Origin of the sequence: Streptosporangium sp. LJ11, from assembly GCF_051918945.1 — a bacterium.
Taxonomy (GTDB): Bacteria; Actinomycetota; Actinomycetes; order Streptosporangiales; family Streptosporangiaceae; genus Streptosporangium.
In genome coordinates this window covers 289,097-301,992 of sequence record NZ_JBPXMB010000002.1, presented here as the reverse complement: position 1 = coordinate 301,992, position 12,896 = coordinate 289,097, and the positions used below count along the sequence as shown (strand labels likewise).

Sequence of the window (12,896 nt, the reverse complement as noted above, 5' to 3'; positions counted from 1 at the left end):
GCGAGCACGAAAAGACCTGACACGCAGAAACCGCACCGCAAGACACGCTCAACCACGAAACACCGCGACACACGCTCAAGCGCGAAACAGGCAAGACACCCTCAACCGCGAAGCATCCCGGAAGCCGCTCGGCGTACCCCCAAGGATCATCACCCTCTGGCGGTGAAGACGATCTCCACTCTCCGGTTCTTGGCCCGGTTCTCCTCCAGCGGCCGCCCCTGGACGACGTTGGGCACCCGGGGCCGCCTCTCGCCGAAGCCCGCGACCTGGAAGACCACCCCCGTCAACGTCCCCTGGAGGGACTGCCGCACGGCCTGCGCCCGCCTGAGCGACAGCGCGGTGTTGTAGGCGTCGTCGCCCTGGTCGTCGGTGTGCCCCTCGATCCTGACCGTCCCGCCCGCGGAGTCCGCCCGGACCTTCGCGGCGACCCGCCCCAGCCGCTGCCGCGCCCGCGGTGTCAGCACGGCCCTGTCGAGGGCGAACAGCACGTCGCCGGCGATCGCCACGGTGACCTGCTCGCCCTGCCGCGCCTCGCTCTCGGCGCCGTCGAGCGACTCCACCTCGGCGACGACGTCCTCGACGGGGGCGACGACGTCCTCCACCCCGGCCGTGATGTCGCCTCCCGGATCCGCCCACGCGGCCGTCGCGGGGCCAGCGGCCAGGGCGAGCCCGAGTGCCAGGGCCGTGAGGCGTTCAGGAGATCGGGACATCGGTGAACACACCCAGCACCTTGAGGTCCACATTGATCTTCGTGACGTCCGGCGGAGGAGCGGCGAACGTGGCGTGCAGGGACAGCACCTCACCGGCCTCGGTGAACACGTCGTACTCGGAGCACAGGCACTTGGCCTTCGGGTACCTCCCGGTGCGCGCGACGACGTACCGCTTGCCGTTGACCGGGTCGACCAGGCTGACCCCGGCCACGGTCAGGCCGAGACCGCCCGGGGTGTCGCCCATGTCGCTGTTCATCTGCCACCGCTCGTCACCGTTGTTGGTGACCGTCCAGGTCAGCGTGGAGAGCCGGCCCTGGCGCCGGATGCCGGTGATCTCCACGGTCAGGTCGGCGCCACTCGCCTTGACCTCCCTGCGGGCGATCACCCGCTCGCTCTCGGCGGGCGCGTCCACCTGCCCGGAGGGCTCGGCGGGATCGCCGGCCCCCGTCGTCGCCGTGGCCTCCGTCGGCTTCGCGGTGTCAACGGGGTCCGCGACCTCCAGCGTCGTCGTCACCCGCTCCTCCCCGCCGCCCCCCTGCTGCCCGGGAAGCATCCCGCAGCCGCTCAACGTGGCCGCCAGCACCACCGCGACCGCCCCCGGCGTGAACCCTCTTCGCATCTCGTCCTTCTCCGCCCGTCGTGGATCGCATCGAGCCCGACCGTACGCGGGCCACCTTCAGGACTCGCATAGCGCGCTATACGCGCAGGCCACGGCGCCGCGACACCTCACGGGCGAGCTCTTCGGCCTCGGTGAGGCCGTGCCGGTCACCAAGAGCGTCAAACTCTCCCACAGCGTCCGATACGGCATCAACCGCCTCAGCCACCTCATCGAGATCCAGCAGGGCCGCCGCCAGGGTCAACAGCGCCCGCGCGACGCCCCGGCGGTCCGCGTACTCGCGGAACGTCCCCAGCGCCTCCTCCGCGGCCCCGCGGGCGGCGTCGGGCCGTCCCTCGGCCAGGGCCACCCTGGCGATGAGCACCAGTCCCGCGGCCTCGGGGAGCCGGTCCCCCAGGCGCCTGGCCAGACCGAGACCGCGTTCGGCCCGCTCGCGCGCCTCCGAGGGACGTTTCCGGTCGAGGTCGAGCCCGGCGAGGTCGAGCGAGACGGCCGCCTCGCCGCGCGGATCGCCCAGTTCGCGGTAGGCCGCGAGGCTCCCGTGCAGCAGGTCCTCGGCCTGCCGCGCCCCGCCGAGCGCGCGCAGCGCGTCGGCCCTGCCGCGCCGGTCTCCCGCCGCCGAGAACGCGGCCAGGCAGGCCACGAAGCAGGCCTCCGCCTCCGGGAGCCGTCCCTGGGCGAGGCGTACCAGGCCGAGCCGGTGGCGGGTACGGGGCACCTCGTGCGCCTCCGCCAGCGGAAGCGCACGCCGCAGGAGGTCGGCGGCCTCCTCCAGACGGCCCTCCGTACGGTGCAGGTCGGCCAGGGAGCGCAGCAGCAGCGCCTCGCCGTGGCGGTGGCCGGTGCGCCGCGCGGCCCGCAGGCCGAGCCGCACGACCACGTGCCAGTCCTCGCGGTGCGCGCCCAGTTCGAGGAACGGGGTCAGGTAGAAGGCCAGCCGCCAGGTCGCCTCGTCCAGGCCGGCCCGCTGGAGGTCGGCGACGGTCGCGACGAGGAAGCCCCGTTCGGCGGCGAGCCAGCGGGCCGACTCCCGCAGCCGCGCGGTGTCCAGGTCCGCGGCCTGCTCCGCCGTACGGGCCACGGTCCGGCCGGAGCCCGGTTCGGCGGGCAGGAGCAGTGCCCTGGCCCGCCGGGCGCGGTCGAGGATCTCCCCGGCGGCCGCGGCGAGGACCCGGGCGGGCGGCCCTTCCTCCGCGGCCAGCCGCTCGGCGGCGTAGAGCCTGGTCAGGTCATGCCAGTCGTACCTCTCCTGGCCGCTCGCGTCGAGCCCGCGCGCCCGCAGCAGACCCGCCTCGGCCAGCGCCTCCAGCAAACGACCGGCGGGCTCCCCGAGAACGGCGGTGGCCGCCCACGGGGCGACGTGCGGCGCGGACAGCGCGCCGAGACGGCGCAGCAGCAGCCGTTCCCGCTCCGAGAGCGCGCGGTAGCCGAGCGCCAGGCTGCCGCGCACGGCCAGGTCCCCCGCGCTGAGCTCGTCGAGGCGGCCGCGTTCGTCCTCCAGACGTCCCGCCAGGTGCTCCAGCGTCCAGCTCGGCCGCCGCGCGAGCCTGGAACCGGCGATCCTCAGCGCCAGCGGCAGCCCCCCGCACAGCGTCGCGATCCGCGCGGCCGCCCGCGGCTCGGCCCGCACCCGCCGCTCCCCCGCCACCCGCGCCAGCATCTCCACGGACTCGTCCGCGTCGAACACGCCGAGCTCGAAGGCGCGCGCCGCCTCCAGGCCGGACAGCGGCGAGCGGCTGGTCACCAGCGTCATGCAGCCGGGCCCCGCGGGCAGCAGCGGGCGCACCTGAGCCTCGTCGGCCGCGTCGTCCAGCACCACCAGCAGCCGCCGGCCGCTCACCATGCTGCGGTAGAGGCGCGTCCGCTCGGCCAGGCCGGGCGGCACCGCCCCCTCCGGGCAGCCGAGCGAGCGCAGCAGGTCCTCCAGCACCGCGCCCGGCGTCCTGGCACCGAGCGAGGCGTGCAGCCGCCCGCCGGGAAAGTCGAGCCCGGCGGCCGCGTGAACCGCCAGCGCGGACTTGCCCGTCCCCGCGGGACCGTGCAGCACCAGGTGGACGGGCGCGGTCCCGGCGACGGGCACGGACCGGCGGATCCACTCCAGCGCGTGCTCGCGCCCGGTGAAGTCGGCGACGTCGGGCGGTGTCTCGTTCGGCACGGCCCGCGCGGGAGCGCCCCCCGCCGGTTCGTTCGGCAGGGCCCGCGCGGAAGCGCCCCCCGCCAGCACGCGCTCGTGCGCCTCCCGCAGCTCGGGACCCGGCTCGAGGCCGAGCTCCCCGACGAGCAGCCGCCGCGCCTCCCGGTAGGCGCCCAACGCCTCCGACCTGCGCCCCGCCTGACCGAGCGCGAGGACGAGCTGCGCCCACGCCCGCTCCCGCAGGGGGTGCGAGGCCACGAGCGCGCGCAGCTCCCCCGTCACCTCGGCGCCGCGGCCGAGCGCCACGTCCAGCTCGACGCGCTCCTCGAGAGCGGTCAGCCGCAGCTCCTCCAGCGGCAGGGCGTACGCCCGCCGCAGTTCGGCCGAGTCGACATCGGCCAGCGCGGGCCCCCGCCACAGTGCCAGGGCGGCGCGCAGGCCGTCGGCCGCCTCGGCGGTCCTGCCCGCGTCCCTGGCCCGCCGGCCCGCGCTCACCAGGCGCTCGAACCTGTGCGCGTCCACCTCGTCGGGATCGACGTCGAGGAGGTAGCCGCCGGGTACGGTGCGGATCCCGCCGACCACCTTGCGCAGTGCGCTGACGTACACCCGCAGCACCGGTTCCGCCGAGGCGGGCGGCTCCTCGCCCCACACCTCGGCGATCAGCCGGTCGACGGTCAGCGTGCGTCCCGGCCTCAGCGACAGGGCGGCCAGGAGCGTGCGGTGCTTGGCGGGGCCGGGCGTCAGATCACGTTCCCCCTCGACGACCCGCAGTGTTCCCAGCACGCCGAACCGCACGTTCATCCCTCCGCCGGGCGGACCTCGAACGTGTGGAACCCGACCCGGACGGGCGTGGCCGCGTCCGGCGCCGCGTAGACGCCGGTGGCCCCCGGGCCGTAGGGGTCCTCCGCGTCGGCGGCCTCCCCCACCGGCTCCTCGTTGAGCCACATGCCGAGGACGACCCGCTCACCCCGCTGCGCGCACCGGGCGACGACACGGTTGTCGGCCGCCTTCCCCATCCGCACCGGTCCGTGCAGGACGACGCCCCGCCCGCCGCGCCGCTTGACGATCGAGGCCTCGCCCGAGGCGGTCACCGCGAACTCGTAGCGGTCGCCGGTGCCCACGTCGCCGCGGCACCACACGCCGAACTCCCCCGAGCCCCCCTCCAGCCGCATTCTGGAGCTGACCACGACGCCCCCGGCCGACCCCTCGGAGAAGGGGGCCGACTTCCACAGCCGCCACCCGGGGTTGGCGGTCAGCCGGTAGGTCTCGCCGTCCAGCCGGGCCCTACCGCCGTCGGACGCGCCGACGGCCCAGGAGTCGGCGAAGCCGGCCCGGTAGGACGACGCGGACGTGCCGAGACCGGCGTAGAACGTCCATCCGCCCGCCAGGACCGCGACGAGCGCGGCGGCACCCGCGATCCACGGCCACCGCCGCCTCCCGGTCGCCGCGCCGGCCCCGGCGGGTCTCCCGGGCACGCCCGGCTCCCCGGGCGGGGCCGGTCCGCCTGGCGCGCCCTCTTTGCCGCCCCCGCCTTCGTCTCCGCCGCCGGTCCAGGCGCGCTCGACGGCCTGACTGGCCGTCGCCGGGGTCGGCCTGCCGCCGACCAGCTCGTCCAGCAGCCGCTGCGCGCTCGGCCGGCGCGCGGGGTCCTTGGCCATGGCCCCCTCGACGACGGCACGCACGCGCTCGTCGAGACCCTCGAGGTTCGGTCCCTCGTTGACGATCCGGTAGAGGACCTCGGACGGCGCGCCGCCGCCGAACGGCAACCGTCCCGTGCCGGCGAACGCGATCACCCCGCCCCACGCGTAGACGTCGGCCGCGGGCGTCAGCGGCTCGCCGCGCACCTGCTCGGGCGCCATGAACGCCGGCGTGCCCAGGATCGTCTGGCTGGCCAGGCTCTGGGTGTCGACGAGTTGCGCGATGCCGAAGTCGATCACGCGCGGGCCGAGGGGCGACAGCAGCACGTTCGACGGTTTCAGGTCGCGGTGGATCACTCCCGCTCCGTGGATCGCGTGGAGCGCGGTGGCGATCCCGACCGCGAGCGCCTCCAGGTTGGCACCGGTCAGCGGCCCCTGCTCGCGTACGGCCTGCGCCAGGTCGGGTCCCCTGACGTACTCGGTGACGAGGTAGGCGACGCCGTCCTCGACCCCGGCGTCGAGCACGGGAGCGGTGCAGAACCTGGCCACCCTGCGCGCCGCCGCGACCTCGCGGTCGAAACGCCGCCGGAAGGCCGGGTCGCGGGCCAGCTGCGGATGAATCACCTTCACCGCGGCCAGGCCCCCCGTCGGGGTCGTGGCGAGGTGCACCACGCCCATGCCGCCCTGGCCCAGCTCACGCCTGAGCACGTAGCCGCCGATCATGTTCACCGGAGCCACCTTATGCCGTCAAATCCGCGCACACTGGCATTTTGTACGCCAAAGAGCTCAGCCCCGAACTCCTTCCCCCGGGGGCGCTTCGGCTACGGCGACCAGCCCTCGAACCACCCCGCACGAAGGCTTCAGCGCGGGAACGCGTCCTGGGCCGCCGGAAACGAAGCGGCTACGGCCCGCACCCCCGCAGGACGGAACCGCCGTGCGCGGAGGCGGGCCGGTGTTCCGGGCGGCTTGAAAGAAGCCCGCAACCGGTGCGCCCGAGCAGGCCGAAGGCCGAGATCACCAGACGTCGGCCACGACGGCCGCCCGGAGCACCGGCCCGCCGCAGCGCGAACCACACCCGCTCCGAGCTCCGCCCCCGGTACCGCCGCCACCCTGCCCGGCCCCGTCCCCCTGACGATCGACCCCGGAACCCTCGCCTGAAAGGCGGTGCGTCACGTTCCCGCCGCGCGCAGGCCGATCACGTGCGGGGCGCGTCGGGGTAGCGGGCCCATAGAGGGGTGCGCCACTGCTGGTGGTTGTCCGTGCGATCGCAGGCCCGGAGGGTGAGTTCCGTTCCAGCCTCGTGCGACTCGCCCTCCACCCGGAGGCAGCGGCCGGTCAGGCGATGCCTGATCTCCCAGTACTGCCACTCGCGCCTGGTGTCCCGCGCGCCGAAGTCCCAGATCGCGTCGGCCGGAGGGTCCCCTCTCGGGCAGATCGGCCGCCGGACGACCCCCGCCGCGTCGCCGCCCGCCTGGGGGACCACGCAGCCGGACCCGTTGCGGATCACGTACGTCCCCGGCCCCGGGGAGACCTCCTGGTAGGTGAACGCCTGGTTGGACTCGCCGTGGCAGTCCCAGCGCAGGAGCCGGCCGCCGGTGAAGGGAACGTCGACGCAGTCCCCGTTCTGGGCGCTGGCGATCGCGCTGCCCGTGCCGGGCGGCAGGCCCTTGGTGATCTGCCAGTACTGGCCGGCCCGGCCGGAACAGTTCCGCAGGACCAGTGCGACCCCGGGATCGCGGACCGCCTGCTCGATGTCGATACAGAGTTCACCGCCGTAGGAGGCGATCCTGCCCTGTGAGGTGCCGTCGATCAGACGCCACAGTTGCCCGTCAGAGGCTTCGTCGCACAGGGAGTTGGTGAGATAGGAGGACTGGCGGGGGAGCCTGGCATCCACGTCCAGGCAGAGCCTCGATTCGACGTTGACGATCCGGTGGTGCAGGATCCCCTCGTGCCGGACGGGCTGAAGATCCCAGCTGCGTTCGGGTTTCGGCTCCTTGTAGGCCAGTGACTCGCCGATCCGGACCCGCTTCACCGACTCGCCGCCGTAGACCATGGGCTGTCCCACCGCGAACCGGGAGACGACCGTGACCCCCCGCGCCTCGAAGTCGGGCGCGGACAGCGACCGGGACACGGCGACCGCACCCCCCAGCGTGACCGCCACCGCCCCGGCGACACAGAGCACGACGGCGCCCTGCCGCGACACACCGAACGACACGGGCACCACCGCCCCCGCCTCAGGTCCGGCCCGATCCCGCTCCTGCCACCAGGCCAGGACTCCGGCCAGGATCAGCGCGCAGAGGAAGAACCCGACCCGGAACTCGACGTCACCGGTCGTCCAGTTGACGAACAGGTTGCCCAAAGTAATAACAAGCGCGCATTTCCCGATATCGAGAAAGCGTCGATCCCATACGAATCCTCTCTTCTTTCTGGAATCCGCTGGAACAGGCATATATACTCGCACCTGACATCATTAGCCGAGAAATCTGGACGTCCGAGAAATCGCCGGAGACAACATCACCCGGCCGAGGCCGTCACCATTCCGGCACAGCACACGATACGCCGCCCCGCCTCGCCCCGACCGGCGGTTCCGCAACGCCGACCAGGCCGAACCCGGCCATCGCGTACCGCCAAGGCGCTCGACCACGCGGAAGCGGACCACGCCACACGGCGCCCCGAGACAGACGAGGTCGCGGGCGAGACATAAAGCCACCCGCAGAACGCACTCGCCGAACGTCGCCCATGAACCCGCTGTAACGCCGGCAAATCATCAGGCGTACAGATCCGGTACGGTCGACAGCACCGCCGTCAGACCGGATCGCGCTGATTCCGCGTTTCCCTCCGAGCGAAGGAGCACGCTGTGCCCGAAACCCCCCAGGAGATCTTCGAACGGTACGTCCGGGCCGGAGCCATGACCCGGAACGCCGCGGCACTGGCCGAGCTGTTCACCGTGGACGGCGTCATCGAGGCGCCGCTCGTCCCGGCCGGCCATCCCTATCCCAGGCGCCTTGAGGGGCGCGAGGAGATCCGCGAGGCGATGGCCGCGTACTACAAGCGGCCGGTGCGCACCGACCGCACGTTGAACGTGGCCGGGAGTCGGTACGCGCTGCACACCACCACCGACCCCGACGTGTTCGTCGCCGAGATCGACACCGCCTTCGACGGAAGCGCCGGGCCCACGACCATGTCGCTGGTGCAGATCTTCCGCCTCCGTGACGGGAAGATCGCTCTGCTACGCGACTACTTCGCACCCGAGGAAGTGGAGTGAGGGCATCCGCGACACTCGACGACGTCAGCGAACCGGATGCCCCGCCCCCCGCAGCGCGTCCTTGACGTCACCGATCTTGAGCTGCCCGAAGTGGAACACCGACGCCGCCAGCACCGCGTCCGCCCCCGCCTCGACCGCGGGAGGGAAGTCCTCGACGGAACCGGCCCCGCCGCTGGCGATGACCGGAACCGACACCGCGGCACGCACGGCCCGGATCATCTCCAGGTCGTAGCCGTCGCGGGTGCCGTCACCGTCCATGGAGTTGAGCAGGATCTCGCCGACCCCGAGTTCCTCGCCCCGGCGAGCCCACTCCACCGCGTCGATGCCGGTGCCCCGGCGGCCGCCGTGCGTGGTCACCTCGAAACCGGACGGCGTCGGCGGCCCGTCGACGACCCGGCGGGCGTCCACCGACAGCACGATGCACTGCGCCCCGTACCGCCGCGACGCCTCGGTCAGCAACTCGGGCCGGGCGATCGCCGCCGTGTTCAGGCCCACCTTGTCGGCACCGGCCCGCAGCAGCCTGTCGACGTCCTCGACCGAGCGCACCCCTCCGCCCACGGTCAGCGGGATGAACACCTGCTCGGCCGTCCGGCTGACCACGTCGTACATCGTCGACCGGTCGGAGCTGGAGGCCGTGATGTCCAGAAACGTCAGCTCGTCGGCCCCCTCCGCGTCGTAGCGGCGGGCCAGCTCGACCGGGTCGCCCGCGTCGCGGAGGTTCTCGAAGTTGACGCCCTTGACCACCCGCCCGGCGTCCACGTCCAGGCAGGGAATCACTCGTACCGCGACAGTCATCTGCAACCCCTCAGGAACTCACGGCGGCGAGGGCGTCTTCGAGGGTGAAGGCCTGCGCGTACAGGGCCTTGCCCACGATGGCCCCCTCGACGCCGATCGGGACCAGCGAGGCCAGGGCGCGCAGGTCGTCCAGGGACGAGACGCCGCCGCTGGCGACCACCGGCTTGTCGGTGCGGGAGCAGACCTCGCGGAGCAGGTCGAGGTTGGGGCCGCGCAGCGTGCCGTCCTTGGTGACGTCGGTGACGACGTAGCGGGGACAGCCGTCGCCCTCCAGGCGGGCGAGGACCTCCCACAGGTCGCCGCCCTCCTGGGTCCAGCCGCGGGCGGCCAGGGTCGTCCCCCGCACGTCCAGCCCGATCGCGATCCGGTCACCGTACTCAGCGATGATCTTGGAGCACCAGGAGGGGTTCTCCAGCGCCGCGGTGCCGATGTTCACCCGGCGGCAGCCGGTGGCCAGCGCGATCTCCAGGGAGGCGTCGTCACGGATGCCGCCGGACATCTCCACGTTGACGTCGAGCGCGCCGACCACGGTGGCGAGCAGCTCGCGGTTGCTGCCCCGGCCGAAGGCCGCGTCGAGGTCGACCAGATGGATCCACTCGGCACCGGCCTCCTGCCAGGCGAGTGCCGCGGACAGGGGGTCGCCGTACGACGTCTCGGTGCCGGCCGCGCCCTGAACCAGGCGGACCGCCTGGCCGTCGGCGACGTCCACGGCGGGGAGCAGCTCAAGCGACATCGGTTCAAGACCTCCGGTCGAAGACAAGGGTGAGAAAAAGCGGTACGAACAGCAAAGAGATAACGAAAGCCCCGAACCGGGCCGCCCACGAGGACCACAGCAGCCAGACGATCACCTGGACGATCAGGAACAGCACCGCCGCGACACCGTTCTGCGTCCGGCGGCGGCGGGCCATGATGCCGCCCTGGGACACGATGCGGACGGGCCTGCCCGGCAGCAGCGCGACCACCCTGCCGACCCGCTCGCGCCGGCGCGCCAGCCGCGCCTCCCGCTCGGCGCGCAGAGCCGCCTGGCGCGCCTGCTCGGCCTCCCGCTCGGCCCTGCGCCTGGCCCGCTCCTTGCTCATGGGGAACCCACCGGGCGCACCGGAAACCCGAACGAGACCCCGGCCGGACCCCCGGCCGGAAACCCACCCGCGGCCCGCGAGATCACGTGACGGTCCCGAGCCAGTTCGTGAGCAGCTGCGCTCCGGCGTCGCCCGACTTCTCCGGGTGGAACTGGGTGGCCGCCAGCGGGCCGTTCTCCACCGCCGCGACGAACGGCACACCGTGCTCGGACCAGGTGACCAGCGGATCGGCGAAACCCGGTCCCGCCTGGAGCTCCCAGGAGCGCACGCCGTACGAGTGCACGAAGTAGAAGCGCGTGCCGGCGTCGAGCCCGGCGAACAACACGGTCTCGGCGGGCGCCTTGACCGTGTTCCAGCCCATGTGGGGCAGGACCGGAGCCTCCAGGCGCTCCACCGTGCCCGGCCACTCCCCGCAGCCCTCGGTCGTGACGCCGTGCTCGACGCCCGTCTCGAAGAGGATCTGCATGCCGACGCAGATGCCGAGGACCGGCCGCCCGGCCGACAGGCGCCGCGCGATGATCCGCTCGCCGCGCACGGCGCGCAGCCCCGCCATGCACGCGGCGAACGCCCCCACACCCGGCACGACGAGGCCGTCGGCCTCCATCGCGGCCTCGTAGTCGGCCGTCACCGTGACCTCCGCGCCGACCCGGGCCAGCGCGCGCTCCGCCGAGCGGAGATTGCCCGAGCCGTAGTCGAGAACGGTTACCTTCTTCTTCACCACCAGAGCACCGCCGCCGTGGTCGCCAGGGCCGCGAGGGCGGCGAGCAGCAGCGCGCCCTTCCTCAGACCCTGTTTGAGGAATGAGACGATCCCGCCGACGAGGAACAGGGCCACGAAGGCCATCGCGACGGCCGTCCAGTTGTCACTCACCGGCGCGTCCTCCTCCCCGCGCGGGAAACGGTCACAGCACGGGAAACGGTCACAGCACGCCCTTCGTGCTGGGCACCCCGGTGGCACGCGGGTCGCGCTCCGAGGCCGCCCGCAACGCCCTGGCCAGGGCCTTGAACTGCGCCTCCACGATGTGGTGGGCGTTGCGGCCGTACGGGACGCGCACGTGCAGGCAGATGGCGGCCTGGGCGACGAACGACTCCAGGATGTGCCTGGTCATCGTCGTGTCGTACTCCGGGCCGATCATGGGAGCCATGCCCTCGGGCTCGCTGTGCACCAGGTAGGGGCGCCCCGACAGGTCGACCGTGACCTCCGCGAGCGACTCGTCCAGCGGGCAGGACGCGTTGCCGAACCTCCGCAGCCCCGACTTGTCGCCCAGAGCCTCGCGGAACGCCGCTCCCAGCGCGAGCGAGGTGTCCTCGATCGTGTGGTGGGCGTCGATGTGCAGGTCGCCCTCGGTCTTCACCGTCAGGTCGAACAGGCCGTGCTTGCCGAGCTGGTTCAGCATGTGGTCGAAGAACCCGACACCGGTGGACACCTCGACGTTCCCGGTGCCGTCGAGGTCGACCTCGACCAGCACCGAGGTCTCCTTGGTGACACGCTCGACGCGACCGCGACGCGGCGCGGTCTCGATACCGGCGCCGCCGGTGATGCTGCTCACAGGATCTCCTCCAGGGCGGCGCGGAACGCCGCCATCTCCTCGGGGGTACCGATCGAAACTCTCAGCCACTCGGGCGGTCCCACCTCGCGGATCAGCACCCCGCGATCCAGCAGGCCCTGCCACACCGCGTGCCGGCCCTCGAAGAGCCCGAACAGCACGAAGTTGGCGTCCGAGTCGGCGACCGTCAGCCCCCGGCCGCGCAGCCACTCCACCGTGGCGTCCCGCTCGGCCCGCAGCGCGTCGACCGCGCCGAGCAACTCGGCGCCGTGGGCGAGCGCGACCCGCGCCGCCGTCTGGGTGAGCGTGGACAGGTGGTACGGCAGCCGGACCAGCAGCAGCGCCTCGATCACCGCCGGGTGGGCGGCCAGGTAGCCGAGCCGGGTCCCGGCCATGGCGAACGCCTTGGACATCGTCCGCGTGACGATCAGCCGGGGGTTGTCCGGCAGCAGGGTCAGCGCCGACGGCGTGCCGGTGCGGGCGAACTCGAAGTAGGCCTCGTCCACCACCACCATGCCCGGCGCCGCCTCGACGATCCTGGCGATCACCGCCGGGTCCAGGGCAGTGCCGGTCGGGTTGTTGGGCGACGTCAGGAAGACGACGTCGGGCCGGTGCTCCTCGATCGCGGCGACGGCCTTGTCCGGGTCGATCCCGAAGTCGTCCTCGCGCGCCCCGGAGATCCACTCGGTCGAGGCGCCGGTGGTGATGATCGGGTGCATCGAGTAGGAGGGCTCGAAGCCCATCGCGACGCGGCCGTGGCCGCCGAAGGCCTGCAGGATCTGCTGGAGCACCTCGTTGGAGCCGTTGGCCGCCCAGACCCGCTCCACGGCCAGGCCGTGCCCCAGATACGCGGCCAGCTCCCCGCGCAGGGCGAGCGCGTCGCGGTCGGGGTAGCGGTTGAGCTCGCCCGCCTGGGCGCGTACGGCCTCGGCCAGGCCGGCGACCAGGGACGCGGAGGGCCCGTAGGGGTTCTCGTTGGTGTTGAGCCTGACCGGGACGTCGATCTGGGGGGCACCGTACGGCGTGCGCCCCCGAAGGTCGTCGCGGATCGGCAGGTCTTCGAGCCTCACGAGGGAATCTCCCAGTCGAATCGCGCGCGGATCGCCGCGCGCCC

13 protein-coding genes are annotated in these 12,896 nt (G+C 73.1%); 1 reads left to right on the top strand and 12 read right to left on the bottom strand.

Features of this window, described 5'->3' with window-relative positions:
• Window positions 1-149: 149 nt before the first annotated feature.
• From ACTOQ3_RS03895 to ACTOQ3_RS03875, 5 genes are all read right to left on the bottom strand, one after another.
• Window positions 150-710, bottom strand: a complete 561-nt coding sequence (locus ACTOQ3_RS03895; RefSeq protein ID WP_440082023.1) for an OmpA family protein — start codon at window positions 708-710, stop codon at window positions 150-152.
• The gene (locus tag ACTOQ3_RS03890; protein ID WP_440082022.1) at window positions 694-1,329 is read right to left on the bottom strand and encodes a hypothetical protein; all 636 of its coding nucleotides are present in this window, start codon (window positions 1,327-1,329) and stop codon (window positions 694-696) included. The genes ACTOQ3_RS03895 and ACTOQ3_RS03890 overlap by 17 nt, the downstream gene beginning before the upstream one ends.
• A gap of 76 nt (window positions 1,330-1,405) precedes the next feature.
• Window positions 1,406-4,261 (bottom strand): BTAD domain-containing putative transcriptional regulator, encoded by a 2,856-nt coding sequence (locus tag ACTOQ3_RS03885; RefSeq protein ID WP_440082021.1) that lies wholly within the window; start codon window positions 4,259-4,261, stop codon window positions 1,406-1,408.
• Window positions 4,258-5,820 (bottom strand): protein kinase domain-containing protein, encoded by a 1,563-nt coding sequence (locus tag ACTOQ3_RS03880; protein WP_440082177.1) that lies wholly within the window; start codon window positions 5,818-5,820, stop codon window positions 4,258-4,260. Before ACTOQ3_RS03880 ends, ACTOQ3_RS03885 begins: the two co-directional genes overlap by 4 nt.
• A gap of 472 nt (window positions 5,821-6,292) precedes the next feature.
• Complete coding sequence (locus tag ACTOQ3_RS03875; RefSeq protein ID WP_440082020.1) at window positions 6,293-7,456, bottom strand: ricin-type beta-trefoil lectin domain protein; 1,164 nt, start codon at window positions 7,454-7,456, stop codon at window positions 6,293-6,295.
• A gap of 498 nt (window positions 7,457-7,954) precedes the next feature.
• On the opposite strand from ACTOQ3_RS03875, the gene ACTOQ3_RS03870 reads away from it, so the two are divergent.
• Window positions 7,955-8,362 carry a nuclear transport factor 2 family protein gene (locus tag ACTOQ3_RS03870; RefSeq protein ID WP_440082019.1) on the top strand — a complete coding sequence of 136 codons (408 nt, stop codon included), beginning with the start codon at window positions 7,955-7,957 and terminating at the stop codon, window positions 8,360-8,362.
• Between the two features lie 24 nt (window positions 8,363-8,386).
• Here ACTOQ3_RS03870 and hisF read toward each other — a convergent pair whose 3' ends face one another.
• The 7 genes from hisF to ACTOQ3_RS03835 all read right to left on the bottom strand — a co-directional run bounded on the left by hisF (window position 8,387) and on the right by ACTOQ3_RS03835 (window position 12,852).
• Entirely contained in the window at window positions 8,387-9,157 is a 771-nt protein-coding gene (gene hisF / locus ACTOQ3_RS03865) for an imidazole glycerol phosphate synthase subunit HisF (RefSeq protein WP_362676280.1), read from the bottom strand.
• A gap of 10 nt (window positions 9,158-9,167) precedes the next feature.
• Window positions 9,168-9,890: a bifunctional 1-(5-phosphoribosyl)-5-((5-phosphoribosylamino)methylideneamino)imidazole-4-carboxamide isomerase/phosphoribosylanthranilate isomerase PriA gene (gene priA / locus ACTOQ3_RS03860; protein ID WP_362842794.1), complete on the bottom strand. Its 723-nt coding sequence runs from the start codon at window positions 9,888-9,890 to the stop codon at window positions 9,168-9,170.
• A gap of 4 nt (window positions 9,891-9,894) precedes the next feature.
• A complete protein-coding gene (locus tag ACTOQ3_RS03855; protein WP_440065021.1) occupies window positions 9,895-10,236 on the bottom strand; it encodes a hypothetical protein in 342 nt (113 codons plus the stop codon).
• An 82-nt stretch (window positions 10,237-10,318) separates the two neighbouring features.
• Window positions 10,319-10,954 carry an imidazole glycerol phosphate synthase subunit HisH gene (gene hisH / locus ACTOQ3_RS03850; RefSeq protein ID WP_440082018.1) on the bottom strand — a complete coding sequence of 212 codons (636 nt, stop codon included), beginning with the start codon at window positions 10,952-10,954 and terminating at the stop codon, window positions 10,319-10,321.
• Entirely contained in the window at window positions 10,951-11,106 is a 156-nt protein-coding gene (locus tag ACTOQ3_RS03845) for a hypothetical protein (RefSeq protein ID WP_440065022.1), read from the bottom strand. Before ACTOQ3_RS03845 ends, hisH begins: the two co-directional genes overlap by 4 nt.
• A gap of 49 nt (window positions 11,107-11,155) precedes the next feature.
• Window positions 11,156-11,776: an imidazoleglycerol-phosphate dehydratase HisB gene (gene hisB, locus ACTOQ3_RS03840; protein WP_362842915.1), complete on the bottom strand. Its 621-nt coding sequence runs from the start codon at window positions 11,774-11,776 to the stop codon at window positions 11,156-11,158.
• Window positions 11,777-11,781: 5 nt separating this feature from the next.
• Entirely contained in the window at window positions 11,782-12,852 is a 1,071-nt protein-coding gene (locus ACTOQ3_RS03835) for a histidinol-phosphate transaminase (protein ID WP_440082017.1), read from the bottom strand.
• Between the last annotated feature and the right edge of the window lie 44 nt (window positions 12,853-12,896).

Coding starts and splice junctions, on each gene's coding strand:
- ACTOQ3_RS03895 (WP_440082023.1), bottom strand. CDS start 710: ATGTCCCGATCTCCTGAACGCCTCACGGCCCTGGCACTCGGGCTCGCC.
- ACTOQ3_RS03890 (WP_440082022.1), bottom strand. CDS start 1,329: ATGCGAAGAGGGTTCACGCCGGGGGCGGTCGCGGTGGTGCTGGCGGCC.
- ACTOQ3_RS03885 (WP_440082021.1), bottom strand. CDS start 4,261: ATGAACGTGCGGTTCGGCGTGCTGGGAACACTGCGGGTCGTCGAGGGG.
- ACTOQ3_RS03880 (WP_440082177.1), bottom strand. CDS start 5,820: ATGATCGGCGGCTACGTGCTCAGGCGTGAGCTGGGCCAGGGCGGCATG.
- hisF (WP_362676280.1), bottom strand. CDS start 9,157: ATGACTGTCGCGGTACGAGTGATTCCCTGCCTGGACGTGGACGCCGGG.
- priA (WP_362842794.1), bottom strand. CDS start 9,890: ATGTCGCTTGAGCTGCTCCCCGCCGTGGACGTCGCCGACGGCCAGGCG.
- ACTOQ3_RS03855 (WP_440065021.1), bottom strand. CDS start 10,236: ATGAGCAAGGAGCGGGCCAGGCGCAGGGCCGAGCGGGAGGCCGAGCAG.